This window comes from Phycisphaeraceae bacterium, assembly GCA_019636795.1.
Lineage (GTDB): Bacteria > Planctomycetota > Phycisphaerae > Phycisphaerales > UBA1924 > JAHBWW01.
On sequence record JAHBWW010000004.1, the window covers coordinates 400,760 to 415,600 of the forward strand.

The 14,841-nt window shown below is 60.0% G+C and carries 10 protein-coding genes; 5 read left to right on the top strand and 5 right to left on the bottom strand.

Going from position 1 to position 14,841, the window contains the following annotated elements; all coding sequences use genetic code 11:
- Positions 1-5: 5 nt before the first annotated feature.
- Positions 6-2,024 (bottom strand): hypothetical protein, encoded by a 2,019-nt coding sequence (locus KF757_10695; protein ID MBX3323449.1) that lies wholly within the window; start codon positions 2,022-2,024, stop codon positions 6-8.
- Positions 2,025-2,126: 102 nt separating this feature from the next.
- A complete protein-coding gene (rpsD, locus tag KF757_10700; protein MBX3323450.1) occupies positions 2,127-2,726 on the bottom strand; it encodes a 30S ribosomal protein S4 in 600 nt (199 codons plus the stop codon).
- Positions 2,727-2,988: 262 nt separating this feature from the next.
- On the opposite strand from rpsD, the gene KF757_10705 reads away from it, so the two are divergent.
- Positions 2,989-4,425: an amidophosphoribosyltransferase gene (locus KF757_10705; GenBank protein MBX3323451.1), complete on the top strand. Its 1,437-nt coding sequence runs from the start codon at positions 2,989-2,991 to the stop codon at positions 4,423-4,425.
- Between the two features lie 50 nt (positions 4,426-4,475).
- Here the strand turns inward: KF757_10705 and KF757_10710 are convergent, their stop codons facing one another.
- Together KF757_10710 and KF757_10715 are read right to left on the bottom strand one after the other, a co-directional pair.
- Positions 4,476-7,094, bottom strand: coding sequence for a HEAT repeat domain-containing protein (locus tag KF757_10710; protein MBX3323452.1), 2,619 nt, complete (start codon positions 7,092-7,094; stop codon positions 4,476-4,478).
- A complete protein-coding gene (locus tag KF757_10715; protein ID MBX3323453.1) occupies positions 7,091-9,058 on the bottom strand; it encodes a M1 family metallopeptidase in 1,968 nt (655 codons plus the stop codon). The genes KF757_10710 and KF757_10715 overlap by 4 nt, the downstream gene beginning before the upstream one ends.
- A gap of 125 nt (positions 9,059-9,183) precedes the next feature.
- Here KF757_10715 and KF757_10720 point away from each other — a divergent pair, with 125 nt between their 5' ends.
- The gene (locus KF757_10720) at positions 9,184-11,133 is read left to right on the top strand and encodes a CTP synthase (protein MBX3323454.1); all 1,950 of its coding nucleotides are present in this window, start codon (positions 9,184-9,186) and stop codon (positions 11,131-11,133) included.
- Here KF757_10720 and KF757_10725 read toward each other — a convergent pair.
- Entirely contained in the window at positions 11,130-11,777 is a 648-nt protein-coding gene (locus KF757_10725) for a hypothetical protein (protein ID MBX3323455.1), read from the bottom strand. The genes KF757_10720 and KF757_10725 overlap by 4 nt on opposite strands.
- Positions 11,778-12,262: 485 nt before the next feature.
- On the opposite strand from KF757_10725, the gene KF757_10730 reads away from it, so the two are divergent.
- The 3 genes from KF757_10730 (at position 12,263) to gcvT (ending at position 14,738) form a co-directional block, all read left to right on the top strand.
- Positions 12,263-12,679, top strand: coding sequence for a hypothetical protein (locus KF757_10730; GenBank protein ID MBX3323456.1), 417 nt, complete (start codon positions 12,263-12,265; stop codon positions 12,677-12,679).
- Positions 12,680-12,719: 40 nt separating this feature from the next.
- Positions 12,720-13,541: a pantoate--beta-alanine ligase gene (gene panC / locus KF757_10735; protein MBX3323457.1), complete on the top strand. Its 822-nt coding sequence runs from the start codon at positions 12,720-12,722 to the stop codon at positions 13,539-13,541.
- Between the two features lie 72 nt (positions 13,542-13,613).
- On the top strand, positions 13,614-14,738 hold the full coding sequence (gene gcvT / locus KF757_10740; protein ID MBX3323458.1) for a glycine cleavage system aminomethyltransferase GcvT: 1,125 nt from the start codon (positions 13,614-13,616) through the stop codon (positions 14,736-14,738).
- Positions 14,739-14,841: the final 103 nt, after the last annotated feature.

A 14,841-nucleotide genomic window follows, 5' to 3' on the forward strand; every position in this document is an offset into this window, starting at 1 on the left:
GTCAATCACTCGTCGTCGTCGCGGCCTCGATCGAGCAGGACGTAGTCGTGCCGCTTGATCATCGCATCGAGCGTAAACGGCCAGTTGCGGTCTTCGCCCATCGCCTCGGCGATTTCGCGGCTCGCGAGCGTGCGCACATCGGATTCGCGCAATGCGTAACGATTCTCCAGGGTTGCGGGCCTGAACGCCAGCACCTTGACAATGACGACGGATTGCTCCGATGGCAGCGCAACGCTCAGCACCGATGTTGAGGGATCGTAACTGTCGAACTCCGCCAGCGGGTCGAGCGCTTCGGCCTTGGTCAGCACGGCGTCAAGAAATTCCTTTTTGTTGAGGCTGTAGTCGGGCTGATATACCTGATCGAGCGGTTGTTGGCCGTTTCGGCTGATCTGGACCCAGCGTGTGAGTTTCGGCCTCGGCTGTTCGGTGGCCTCATCGCCCTCGGGCACAGGAAACCAGTTGATCACGCCTTCGAGCCCTTCGTCCATTGCGAGTTGTTCAAGTCCTGGCAGCTGATCGACCAGAGCCTCAAACGCACTCAGGCGGCGGTAGTCGGCGACCAACTGCTCGCGGATTTCTTCCCACGAATCCGGAGGCGACATCTCCCGTGAACCGAACAGCACGACGTAGTAGCGATTGCCTGCGTCGTCGGTTGCGGGCGGTTCGACGACGGGGATGCGCTCCTGAATCGCAATCAGACGCGAGCCGCCGAGATTCTTGGCGAGATTTGTGATTTCCGACACGGGCACGCGCTGCGGCCCAACCTGCCACCATGCCTTGCCGAACCCCGCCAACGCCGCGATCTGGCTCGATGTGAACCAGCGATCAACGCGATATGTGATGGCAGGATGCGGGATCGTGATCTTGCGCTGCTCAGCGAGTTGGGTGACGATCGATTCGGAGAGGCTTTCCATCGTCACGCCGCCCCAGGTCTCGGGGATGTTCCAGTAGTTTCCGGTTCTGGTTGTATCACGCAAGGCGTTGCGCAGCTGCCCGCTCACAATGCGGTCGATGTCGAGCATCAGCTCGGAAGCCTGCTCATTGATGAAGTCCTGCTCGACCCGTGTCCGTTCGGAGTCGAACTCGCCGGGATATTTGAGGCGATTCTCGCTCCAGCGTTTGCGGATCTCGATGCGATCGGGAACGATTGCAGCCGCGACGTCCGTCTTGTACAGCGTGATCCATCCGAGTTTGACTCGCGATGGCAGCTTGTAACCGATGCCAAGGTCACCTTCGCCCGGTGCAAAATCGCGAAAGCGCTCGAAGTGGGCTGCGAGTTGTTCATCGGTCGGCATGAGTGATTCATCGGTCAGCACCCCGGCCGGCACGACCACATAGTCGGCGATGGCTGAATCGAATACTGTGCGAACGGTCCGCACGACGCTGCTGTCCGATTGCCGGGCGGCCTGATCGTGCCGGCGGATCAGGCGCGAGACGCCGCGTGCGTGGGCAAACATCTCGTATACGTCATTTTCCTGAATACCGCTCTTGGCTGCCTGCTGTCGAACACGTGCTGGGATGACTGTACCGAGTTCGTCGGCTCGCTGGGCAATCTCGGCCTGCACTTGAGGATCATTCATGCGCTGGTTTACAAACGGCATGTAGGGCAGCTGCCGATAGAGTTCGGCCTGTTTCTCCGTGAATGCCATGATCTGTGCCAGTTCTTGCGTGAGCCACATGCGACCTTCATCCGCCTCGCCGATGAACCCTGCCTCCTCGGCTTCGATTTTGAGGAGCAACCAATGGTCAAACTCATCATCGAGGTTGATCATCCCGACTGCGCCGCGGCGTGTGTCGCCGAAGAGGATCGGTACGATGTCGGACATCACCTGTCGCTCAGCAGCGGCCCGGTAGCGTTCGCCCATGGTGATTTTGCGCGTTCCGCCGTGCATGCGTGCAACGGTCTTGTTGGTGGATGCTGCACCGATCCGGTTGATGATCGGTTCGAAGAGAAAGACCACCATGAGCAGCGATCCGCCGATGGCCAGCAGGATCAACTGATACTTGCGGATGAACTTGAGCATCTGCGTCTCCAGCCGATCAAAAAGGCGAACCCTCGAAACCCGCGAGGATTCGCCTTGCTCATCCTCGGCGTCGGGTCGCGGCGCGAGGGTACGGGCCGACGATCAACGATAAAATTCGATGATGAGATTCGTGTTCACATCGAACGGAACCTGATCCGAAGTGGGAAGAGAAATGATTCGAACACGCAATTCCGAAGGATTGAAGTCGATCCAACCCGGAACTTCGTGGCCGGCCATCGACTCCATGTTTTCACGACAGAGTTTCTCGATGCCCTTCTTGAAGGAGATCACGTCCCCGACTTTGACCTGGAATGATGGGCGGTCGGTCTTGCGGCCATTGACCAGCACATGCCCGTGCGCGACGATCTGCCGGGCTGCCCAGATCGTGCGAGCAACGCCCGAGCGACGCACCACGTTATCCAGACGCCTTTCGAGCAGCTGGAGCAGAACCTCACCCGAGTTGCCGGGGCGGCGTTTGGCCTCATCGACCATGCGGCGGAACTGCTTCTCCATCACGTGGTATTGATACCGCAGTTTTTGCTTTTCCTGAAGGCGGATGCCATAGTCACGCAGACGACGACCACGAAACCCGTGCATGCCGGGCGTGATCAACTGGCGCTTGCTGGTGTGCTTGGGAGTGTCGGCAATCGGCGAACCGACGCGACGAGACAAACGGACCTTCGGACCTGTGTATCGAGCCATTCAATTTCCTCTTCCGTCCCGAAACGGATGCTTCGGGTGTCGACAGCTTTGGCCGACAATCACTTTCGCCGGGGCCCGCGGCTGCGAGGCGGCATGATTCGGGCATACAAACAACGGCCCTATTCAAGGCACCACCATCGAGCAGGTCAACAAGCGAACTCCTCCCAACTTCCCAGTCACCGATGCTACACTCACCACGCCTACCCCACGATCCGCGAATGCAGCCACCGGAATACCCATGCAGACACCGATTTCCTTGCCCATGTTCGCCTCCGACTCGGCACCCAAGGAAAAGTGCGGAGTCATCGGAATCTGGAATCATCCGCAAGCGGCCCATCTGACCTATCTGGGGCTCTACGCACAACAGCACCGCGGGCAGGAATCGGCCGGGATCGCCGTTTCGAACGGGCAGAAACTGACTGCGCATACCGGCATGGGTCTGGTTTCGGACGTCTTTGATGGAGCGACGATTACCCGCTTGTCGGCTTTTGGCGGAGCGGGAGCCATCGGGCACAATCGGTATTCGACCTCGGGCGGATCGCTCTCATGCAACGCCCAGCCGCTACTCGAATCGTTCATCGATGGACAAGTAGCGGTGGCGCACAATGGGAATCTGGTGAATGCTGACGCGCTCCGCGCACGCTTCAGCGAAGAAGGGCATCTGTTTCATACCACCAGCGATACAGAAGTCGTCATCCATCTGCTGGCTCACCCGGAGCAGCGGTTGTCAGCCGACCCGCTTGCGGCCACGCTTCGCAGGCTTCAAGGCGCGTTCAGTCTGGTCCTGCTCTTTGCAGATCGGATCGAAGCAGCCCGGGACCCCTGGGGATGGAGGCCTCTGGTCCTTGGCAAGATGCCCAGCGGGCAACCTGTCGTTGCGAGCGAAACTGTCGCGCTTGTGGTAATGGGTGCGACGTTTGTTCGCGAGATCGAGCCTGGTGAGATTGTGACGCTTGATGACACCGGGGTGAGCAGTCGCCGGTTTGCACCGCCAGCCGAACGCCGCGCGATGTGCGTCTTCGAGCATGTGTACTTTGCGAATCCCGCGAGCGATGTCTTCGGGCAGAACGTGCTGACGGCGCGCGAGGCGATGGGTGCCAAACTTGCTGAAGAAGCACCCGTTCCGGCGGACTTTGTCATGCCCATGCCCGACTCGGGTCGATCGGCGGCCAATGGTTACGCCCGTGCCAGCGGGCTGCCGTATCGCGAAGGCATCGTCCCCAATCGCTATGTGGGACGCACTTTCATTAAGCCGACCGATGAGGAGCGCAAGTCGGCGGTGCGGCTGAAACTTAATGTCGTTTCGGAAATCGTCAAGGGTCGTCGACTTGTGCTGGTCGATGATTCGATCGTGCGCGGCACGACGACGCGAGAAAAGATGGCCCAGCTCCGCGAGGCGGGCGCGGCTGAGATTCACTTGCGCATTTCCTGCCCGCCGATTCGCCATCCGTGCTACTTCGGCGTCGACTTCGCGACACGCGAGCAACTCATCGCACATCGTCGCAGCATCGAAGACATCCGCGCCTTTCTCAACGTCGATTCGCTGCACTTCCTCAGTCTCGAAGGGTTGCTCAGTGTCATGAAGCACGAGCCACAGCACTATTGTGCTGCCTGCTACACCGGGGAGTACCCGATCGACATCGAGCACCCGATGACGGAATCGGTCGTCGAGAAAGAACAACTCGAGATGTTCGGCTGAGCGTGGCTACGAAGGGGTTGGCTTAGTCTCTTTGTGCCTGATCGATCAGTTTACTTCTCTGCTTTGGTGATCAATTGCTGCATGCGGCCCTGATCGAGTGGATCTTTGAGTGAGGCAAGTCGCCTTGTCAGGAGTTCCACAGCCCAGGGTCCGCCGATGTCGCTAATTTCGCGGGCTGCGGTGTCGCGCGTACGCTGCTCGCGATCGAAGAGTGCCCTTGCGAGTGTCGCCTTGACGCCTTCGGGATCGTGAGCATACATCGATGCGGCGGTGCGAATCGCCATCGGTCTTGTGCGGCTATGCGTGCCTGGCTCGCAGAGTCGTTGGACCGCGGGCAACGCGGCCGGGATGTTCAGATCTTCAATGGCATCGAGCGCCGCGCGGCGAACCGCATCCTGCTCCGAGTCCATGTCCAGAGCACCGATCACCAGATCTCCAGCCGACACCGCCCGCATGGTTCCAAGCCCTCGAATAGCAGCGGCTCGCACCTTCGTGCTCGTGTCATACATCGCCAGATCGGTGAGGGCGGCGGCAATCTGTTCGCGTGCTTTGCCGGTCGAGCCGACTTCATGGTCATACCCCATACGACCGAGCGCCGACGCAGCAGCCTCGCGCACAGCGTAGTTGTCGATGGCGAAGCGATTGCCCTCGGGAACCAAGAAGAACACCCTCGAAATGTCGCCTTGGGCTTCGAGCGAACGAACCGCCTCGACGCGCAGTCTTTCGGGCGCATTGCGGTCGAGCGCGATCGCGTACGCGAGTCGCCCTGCTGCCTTTCCATCGGCGTGAGCCATTGCACGCGCGGCCTGAATTTTCGCAGCGAGTGTCGGACCATGTGCCAGTTGTTCGAGCCAGAGCGAATCCGCCTGCGTGATCTTCAGTTCGGCGAGCACATGCAGATCGGGGTCGAAGACGACCATGTCAGGCCTGGCGTCCAATGCCCACCGAACACTGATCTCGCGCGAGTCCATAGCAATGCGGCGTTCCACGGTGCCAAATCCCCGCTGCTTGGGCACACGCACCCAGACGGGGAGTTCAAAAGCGAATGCCGGGTTGTATTCGTCGATGGTTTGCGTCTGGCGAAGCGAAATCACCAACTCACTCGTACTCTCATCCCAGCGTGTGGAGATGTCGAGCCTCGGAATTCCGGGCCGATAAACCCACTGTGCGAAGAATTGCTCCAATGACTCGCCGCTCACGGCTTCGAGAACACGCCTGAAATCATCGGTCTCGACAGTCTTGTGCTTGTACTCATCCACATACTGTGCGACAGCCTTGAAGAACACACGGTCCCCGAGTTTTCGCCGCAACATATGCAGCACACTCGCACCTTTCGGGTACGGATTCGACCCGCGCCGGAAGACCTCCCAAGGGTGGTCATAGATCTTGCTCGCCATGCCGGGCGTGGCGGGTGCGGTCCCTCGATCCGCTCCGATGACCGAATCGAAGTTGCTGCGGATACTGGCGTGGTAGCCGGCTTGCCCATCGCGCTTCTCGAACCACAACGCTGTGAGATACGTCGCGAAGCCTTCATTCAGCCAGATATGTTCCCACGAGTTGCACGTGATCAGATCGCCGAACCACTGGTGCGCGAGCTCGTGGCTGATCAACCCGTCGAGATCATGGTCAAGCAGCGCGTCTGCATGAAAGAGCGCCCCATCGTGCATTGTCGTTGCGCTTGTGTTCTCCATGCCGCCGGCACCAAAGTTCCACACAACAACCTGCGCATACTTCGACCACGGGTAAGGCTCATCGAACAGGAACTCGAAGTGCCTGTTCATCGCCATGGTGCGCCCATAGGTTCCCTCTGCGTCGCCTCCGCGGCCTTTGGGCACATACACCGGCATCGAGAGTGTTTTGTCGCCCACATCCACGATGTCGAACTTGCCGACGACCAGAGTCACGAGATAGGGCACATGGCCACCACCGGCCTCATCATCCTGCGCCCAGTGCCACTGGTCGAACCACTGCAAGCGATGTTCGCCGTTTTGATCGATCTTGCGGACAATCTCGCGATCTTTCGAGACCAGCCTTCCGTTCGAGAGCACCTGATACCCCTGCGGACTTGTCACGATCAGTTCTGTCGTGAGCCGATCGTTGGGGAAGTCATGACAGGGGAACCAGTAACTGTTTGTTTCAGGCTGGCCTTGCGTGTGCAACTCGGCCGCTCGCCCCGGAAACGCCGGCGACTCCGGCGTCCATGTCAGTCCATATGGCGGATCAACAATCTGATACGTCGTGATCACCTCGGTTCGCGTGCCGACCGGCACCGGCGGATCAAACTTCACACTCAGCACCGCCCCGTCGTAGGTGTACGTCGTTGCGTATCCCGGTGCCTCGACGCTATTGATGCCCAGCAGCCGCGCATCGAGCGTCAACTCCGTCAGGTCATTGCTCACTGGGCTGAACCACAGATGCGACTTGGCATCCATCTTCGGCGTGTTCATGTCTTCGATGCGCAGATAAAGCCGCATGTGCTCGAAGTCGGCGTGCAGTGGCGGCGGAAAGTTCAGCCTTCCGTACTCGGTCATCTGCGTCGGTCGATGATCCGGGTCGAATCGACAGCATCCCCACTCCTCTTCGCCCCCGCTTGCCGGCACCGCGAGCAGCATCCCCGCAAGCATCACCCCGATCAGACGCCCCTTCGCCAAGTCCAGTTCCTTCATCATCGAGTCTCCATCAAGCTCGAGTCGGTGTTCGTTTCCAATGCCCATCGCGCCAGGTGCCCGATGAACCCGTCTTCGTGTGTCGCGATACGTTCGATGATCTGTTGCGATGCTTCGTCGCTGCTGGCCAGCGATTCGATCGCTTTGGCCCGCGACCACGCTGTTCGACCATGCCGGGCTTCATGTTCGAGCATCCCGATCGACTTGGTCACACGATACGCCGCTGCCACCGTCATCTCCGGGTCAATCTCTACGCTCAACACGCGGCTGCTCGCCTCAAACGTAGCCTCAGCGGTACCCCCGCGCACGCGCACGAACTCAATCGCGCTCTGCCCATCCTCGAATGACATCACAATCGGCATATCGAACACATAATGCGGATTGTCTGTGTCGATTCGCTGTTTCTGTTCCACGCGCACCTCAACGCGTCTGTCATCAACGTCCACGGCAACATCCAGCCTCGGGATCCCAGGCCTCTCGCACCACTGCCAGAAGAAATGTTCCAGACTCTGCCCCGAAGCCCGTTCCAGCGCCCGCCGCAGGTCGCTGGTTTCGACCTCGCCGAATCGATGCTCCTTGAGATACTCCCGAACCCCGCCGAAGAACGCCTCATCTCCTAGCCGCATCCGCAGCATGTGCAACACGAGCATGCCCTTGGAATACACATTGTCGGTTTTGTAGAACAGATGCTCGCCATCAAGATAGTGATTGCATTGCATGGCCGGATATTGAGGGGCGTAAGCGTTGTTGTCGGCGTCGAGTGCGTACATCGAACCAGCCACTGTTTCGAGATAGGCTGCCCGCCGGGCATCGGGGTCATCGCCCGCCAGATGCTCGCGCCAGTACGCTTCGCAGATCATCGCAAAGCCTTCGTTGAGCCACAGATGCTCCCACGATTTGCATGTCACCAGATTCCCGAACCACTGGTGCGCTAGTTCATGGGCGACGATATCACGCAGTTCGTCAGCGTTTTGGTAGGCCGATTCGCCATAGAACGTTGACGCCGTTGTGTTTTCCATCGCCCCGATGTCGAACCCGCGCACGCTCACCTGATCGTACTTCACCCATGGATAAGGATGATCGAAGAGTTCTTCAAAAAACGCCATCATGGCTGGCGTCTCACCAAAGCCTCCTCGGACATTCTCGCTCGTCCCGATCGGTGTCCACACCGCCATCGGCAGCCCGGGCCTTGCAGATTCAGGCCCGCCGAGGTCAACCCGCTCAAAAGCCCCGACCACCAGCGTCACCAGGTACGCCGGGTGAGGCTCCCGCTGGTCCCAATGCCAGCGCTTTCGTCCCTTGCCGATCGCCCGCTCTTCAACCAAAGCCCCGTTAGAAACAACGCTGAACGCGTCGTCGACCGTCACGATCAGTTCGGTCGCGAGTCGCTCATTCGGGAAGTCGTGACAGGCAAACCACTGGCTGTTGTACTCGGCCTGCCCCTGGCTATAAAGCACTGGCAGCCGCTCCGAAATGCCAGCTGCGCTCGGATCCCCGGGTGTCACGCTCAGCCCCTGACCCGCAGGCTCGAACTGCGTCACGCTGTAGTCGAGCCAGACTTCAACGACTTGCCCCAATTCCGCCACATGGGGAAAATCGATCCACAACTCTCGCCCGTCATACTCAAAGGTCGCTGGCCGTGGCCTGCTCGATCGACCAAACCCTACACGAACGTCGACGATATCCAGATTCTGTGCATCCAGCCTCACTCGATCGCGTGCCGATCCAATCGGAGTCATGCGCAGACGCTGTCGGCCCACGATTTCCGGGGGATCGATCGACACGATATCCAGTTCCAGCCGCATGTGCAGGTGGTCGAAGTGCCGGGCCTTGGGCCAGTGTGCCAGATCCCGACCTGTGCCGGGGTCGTGCCGAGGCGTGATTTGATGTTCTTCCTGGGCCATCACCACGGTCCCAAGAACACCCAGCACAAGTCCGGCCCCGAGCATCGCCATACGTCCGCGCATCAACCCATCCTCCGCAGATGAAATTCGTAACGCCCAGAGGGTACACACCCAGCCCCACGGGCACAATCATCCACAACTTTGGCCGCTTGCATTGGAGCGATGGCGCGAGTCTGATACGATTGGACATGCCCCCAACGTCTGAAGACGCTGCCAATCAGAATCAACCACCGTACAGCAAGCCGAACCGGTTTGCCCATGGCGTACCCGCCGATGAGCCTGAAGCCGAGGTTGACGCTCAGGCCATGCTTGCCGCGGCGGGAGAATCCTCTCCCTATACCGAGTTCTATTCCCCAGTTCCCGATGGCTACCGCAAAGGGTTTCACAAGTACATCATCGTCCTGGGCACGGTCATGTCAGGCCTGGGCAAGGGCATTTTTGCATCCAGCGTCGCCAAGGTCCTCAAGGACAAAGGCCTGATCGTCGCCCCCATCAAAATGGAGGGCTATCTCAACATCGACTCTGGAACGCTCAACCCCTATCGCCATGGCGAGGTTTTCGTCCTCGAAGACGGGACCGAGTGCGATATGGATCTGGGCACGTACGAGCGCATGCTCGATCAGAATCTCTCCAGGCGGAACTTCGTCACCTCAGGCCGAATTTTCAGCGAAATCCTCGATCGTGAGCGGCAGGGCGTCTATCTCGGGCGCGATGTCCAGATGATTCCGCATGTGACGGGTGAAGTGAAGCGCAAACTCCGCGAACTCGCGCTCCGAGGCGACGGCAACCAGCCCGCCGATGTCATCTTTGTCGAAGTCGGGGGCACTGTTGGCGACTACGAAAACGGCTTTTACATTGAAGCCCTGCGCGAACTGGCTTTCGAGGAAGGTCCAGGTTCATGCTGCTTTGTCGCCCTGACCTACGTCATCGAGCCCAAGAGTCTCGGCGAGCAGAAATCCAAAGCCGCTCAACTCGGGATCAAGCGACTTCTCGAAGCCGGCATTCAGCCACACATGATCGCCTGCCGCGCGTCAAACCCGGTTCAGCAGAAAGTCCGCGAGAAAATCGCGATGTTCAGTAACGTGCCGCTGCGTCGTGTCTTCAGCATGCACGACCGCGACAGCATCTACACCATCCCTGACGAACTCCGCGCCGAAGGCCTCGACCGCGAGATTCTCTCCGTCCTCAGTCTCCACGATCGCGTTGACAACCGCCACGAGGATGTCGCCCGCGAACGCTGGAGCCGGTTCATCAGCAAACTGACTGGCCCGCGCGATCACACCATCTCGATTGGCATCACCGGCAAGTACGCTGCCCTCCGCGACGCGTATGCCTCGATCGAAAAGGCACTCGAACACTGCTCAGCACACCTCCAGTGCCGCGTTGAACAACGCTGGATCGAGACCACAGACATAGACCTTCGCAACGTTGACACCGCGCTAGAAGGCCTCGATGGGGTCATCGTCCCCGGAGGCTTCGGGTGGCGCGGTGTCGAAGGCAAGATCGCCTGTGTCCGCTTCTGCCGTGAGCGAAAACTCCCATACCTGGGCATCTGTCTTGGCTTCCAGGTCGCAGTCATTGAGTTTGCCCGAAACGTCCTTGGAATCTCTGACGCATCCAGCACCGAGTTCGACCCCGCCTGTCCGTCAGCAGTCATCAGCGAGCTCCCCGACCAGAAACGAATTGAAGGCCTCGGCGGAACCATGCGCCTCGGTGCTCAGGATGTCCAGATCCAGCCCGGCACACTCGCCCACTTCCTCTTCGGAGGACGCACCAGCATTCACGAACGCTTCCGTCATCGCTACGAAGTGGACCCGCACTACATCGAACGACTCGAAGCCAAGGGGTTGATTTTCTCAGGTCGGCATCCCGACCAGCCCATTATGCAGGTTCTCGAACTCCCCGAGTTCTCCGAGGACAATCCAAACAACACCCACCCCTACTTCATCGGTGCCCAGTTCCATCCCGAACTCACCGGCCGGCCCCTGCGGCCGCAACCCATGTTCATGGGGTTGCTCTCTGCCGCTCTGCGTGCCCGCTACGAATCGGACGCCAAAGCGTGGGCAGAGATCAATCGCCGCACCGAGATTTCGCGATGGATCCGCCCTCGCCAGTCGGTGCCTCAGACCCGCGCTTAGAGCGCTTCGAGGTATCGCCTCAGCCCCCGTGCCGCGTCGAGCATGAGGCACGCAGAAAACCGATCCGGTTTTCCCGTACCCAGCATCGTGCTGTGCACCATCATGTCAGCGTGCAACCAGACGTCCGACAGATTGCGTTCGTGCGCACAAATCACAAAACCATGCAGCCCGAAAGCGTGCGAAGTCGCATTGTCGGATTGGAGTTCGTTCACATGCCATTCGACGGCTTGGCGTGCAAGCACTCCACACTCGGGTGCTGCCCGGTCAATCACCCGGTTCCACACGGCATGCAAAGCCCCGAGTTCAATCTCGGTCCACAGTTCGATTCCCATATTCGGGTCCGGCGGCACAATGGGCTGTGGCGGCGGTCCCCTGCGGGAATCGCTCTGCAAGTCCTGTCCCCACCACAAAGCGATGTCGGGGGTCGGAAAGGCCGGCATTGGACCGGGGCTGGTCCCCAGGAGGCGAGCCAGAACGGCGCGGTCGAGCGCACGCCGATGGCCGAGTTCGTCTGCGAAGTTTGAAATCCAGTCTGCGACCGAAACGGGATCACTCGCGCCCTCGAACAAGGGGGTTTCCCGCAGGACCATCTGTGCGCCATGTTCGAGACGGGTGATCCACTGCTCGATGGTTGGCGGGTTCACTGCATGGTCCCAGAATCATATGAATCGTGCAAAAATCTCTTCTCACGAGCGATGGGATACGGTAGTCTTGGCGCATGCGTCGCGTGTGTTCTCGTGCTGCTGCTCCCGAGTTGTCCCGGAGGCGGTGTGTTTCGTGCGGATTTGACGGGAGTGCGTTTCAGAGTCCGCTTCAGGACTATGTGTGCCCGAGCTGCGGACAGGACTTGTACGCAAGGCCTCCGCGAAACTACTACGAACTCGAAGGATTCGTGACCGGGACGCTGCATGCAGCGGGCGCGCGCAAGCGGGGGATGGCGGCCCGGTGTTTCGGTTGGCTGGTGCGGGTGCTGCTGTTTCGGCCGAAACGCGATACACAGGGAAGTGCGACGTCGCAGCAAAAGGTTACGGATTCCCGGGACTGAATTGGCTCTCGGACGTTGGGGAGGGTTCCCCCCACGAAAGTCGGGGTGCAACCGATCCGATGACAGAGTGCGGAGGGGTGTCCTGTGCGCTCGCGCCTTTTGTGCCATTCTGACCAGTACCCGTCAGTTCCCCCGCCTCCGGGCGTAGGTGGCGGTGCGGGAGTCATTAAGGCTCGTCCTGGGCGACCCAAGGGCGCGGCTTTCAGCGCCGAACTTGACCTTGCGGAATTTGATGAGAGAGGTCGGGTCAAGTCGGTCTGGACTGCTCGGGCAGCCCTGCTCAGCCGATCAAACATCGTGATTCGCTCGCGTCGGATGATCTATCCGGAAAGCACCATTGGGATCATGATTCACCTGATCGATTCGAAGCCTGTGGTGCTGTTGGCGCGAGTCGTGCTCTGCGACTATGACTGCGACGGGCTGTACTTTGTGGACCTGGACCTGATCCCGCTACCGACGGAAGGTCCTGTAGCCAAGTGGGCGGCGTCGGCCTCGGCGTGAAGCGATTTGCTCGGGCGGGTCGGGCGATCAACACTTGTGCGTGCGGATTGTGCGCAAGATTCAGGAACTGAATGCCGAAGGGTGCGTGCTGGTGCCGACGATGGGCGCTTTGCACGAAGGGCACCTGTCGCTGGTACATCGTGCGCGTGAAGTGAGTGACACCGGGCTGGTGGTTGTGAGTATTTTTGTGAATCCGACGCAGTTCAATGCGCGGGTGGATCTGGATGCGTATCCGCGCGATCTCGAGCGCGATCTGAATCTGCTCGACGGTTCCGGCGTGGATGTCGTGTTCTGCCCATCGGTGGAGGAAATGTACCCGCCGGACGCTGGAGTTCCGGTGCCGTCGCTACCCCCAGTGGCCACGGAACCTGCGCTTGAGGACGCGGGAAGGCCGGGGCATTTTGCGGGAGTTTGTCAGGTGGTTTCGAGGTTGTTTGATGTCTGCAGCCCGAGCCAAGCGGTGTTTGGAGAAAAGGACTGGCAACAGTTGCAGGTGGTGCGGGCGATGGTGAGGATGCAGGGCCGAGCAATTGAGATTATCGCGGGTCCGATTGTGCGTGAGCAGGACGGGCTCGCGATGTCGAGCCGCAATTCGAGGCTTGATGTTCGCGGGCGAGAGCGGGCACTGTCGCTTCATCGCGCGATCGAAGAGAGCGGTCGATGTGCGAGTGTAGAGGAAGCCGAGCGTGTGATGCACGAGACCCTTGTCCGGAGCGTGGATGCTGTGCACTACGCGACCGTGCGCGATGCGGTGACGTTGATGCCCGCTCAAGAGGTTGGCAGGGAGATGCGGGCATTGGTGTGTGCCGAGGTCGGGGGCGTGAGGCTGCTGGACAATGGGCCTTGGCGGGGACAACCGTGATGCGGGGCTCAAGCCCGGTTTGAAGTGCTCGCGCCTACGCTGATGATCTGACCTTTTGCGGAGGACTCTGCCTTGCATCAATCACCGCTTCATGACTTTCATGCCGAGCATGGCGCCCACTTTGTCGAGTTTGCGGGCTGGAGCATGCCGATTCGCTACGGCAGCATTCAGGAAGAACACCTTCAAGTGCGGCGGTCGGGCGGGTTGTTCGACGTGTCGCACATGGGGCGGGTGAACTTCAGCGGCATGCACGCGCGGCGGCTGCTTGAACACTGTTGCACACGAAAGATCGGCGACATGCAGGCGGGCCAGTGCCGGTATTCACTGGTGTGCAACGAGCAAGGCGGGGTTCGCGACGATGTGATCGTGATGCGACACGAGGAAGACGAGTTCACCGTGGTGATCAACGCGTCGAATCGCGAGAAGTTGCTGGCACATTTCGAGGCGGTGCGAGAACGGCGCGGATGGAAGGTCAAGTTCGACGATCGGACGATGGCGACGGCGATGGTTGCACTTCAGGGGCCAAAGGTGATGGAACTGATCAGCCGCGTGAGTTCGGAGATTCCGACGCTCAAGCGGTATCGGTTCACGACGAAGAACCTGCTGGTGATGAAGTTGATCGTGAGCCGTACGGGATACACCGGTGAGGACGGCGTGGAGGTGATTCTGCCAGCCAAGGCTGTGGGCATGGCACTGAAACTGCTGCTCAAGGATGCGGGCCTGAGTGCTGAGCATCCGGTGGTGCGACCGATCGGGCTGGGCGCGCGCGATTCGCTTCGGCTGGAGGCGGGGATGCCGCTCTATGGACACGAACTGGGCGAAGAGATTAACGCGCTGGAGACCGGGCTTGATTTTGCGATCGCGATGGACAAGAGCGAGGCTGGGGGCGGCGAGCGGTTCATCGGGCAGGACGCGTTGGAGGCGACTCAAGCAAAAGGTGTAACACGGAAACTGGTCGGTATAGCGTGCGATGGCAAACGCACGCCGAGGCAGGGGATGCCGATCAAGGTTGGTGAGGCGGAAATCGGACAGGTCACGAGCGGGTGCCTGAGCCCGACGCTGGAGCGTCCTATTGCGATGGGTTTTGTGCCGATTGAGCGGGCGGGGGCTGGGCAGGCAGTGCAGATTGATGCGGGCAAGGCGTTGATCGAGGGGCAGGTGGTTCCGCTGCCGTTCTACAAGGCCCCGAAGGCCTGAGAGGGTCGGCAGAAGCCTGCTTCCCGATCAGAATTTGAACTGAGTTTGTCGAACCGCGTCCATCCGGGGGCGGTTTTGCTTGCACGCAGGGCGCAGTTCTTGG

Coding starts and splice junctions, on each gene's coding strand:
- KF757_10695 (MBX3323449.1), bottom strand. CDS start 2,024: ATGCTCAAGTTCATCCGCAAGTATCAGTTGATCCTGCTGGCCATCGGC.
- KF757_10710 (MBX3323452.1), bottom strand. CDS start 7,094: ATGATGAAGGAACTGGACTTGGCGAAGGGGCGTCTGATCGGGGTGATG.
- KF757_10705 (MBX3323451.1), top strand. CDS start 2,989: ATGTTCGCCTCCGACTCGGCACCCAAGGAAAAGTGCGGAGTCATCGGA.
- rpsD (MBX3323450.1), bottom strand. CDS start 2,726: ATGGCTCGATACACAGGTCCGAAGGTCCGTTTGTCTCGTCGCGTCGGT.
- KF757_10715 (MBX3323453.1), bottom strand. CDS start 9,058: ATGCGCGGACGTATGGCGATGCTCGGGGCCGGACTTGTGCTGGGTGTT.
- KF757_10720 (MBX3323454.1), top strand. CDS start 9,184: ATGCCCCCAACGTCTGAAGACGCTGCCAATCAGAATCAACCACCGTAC.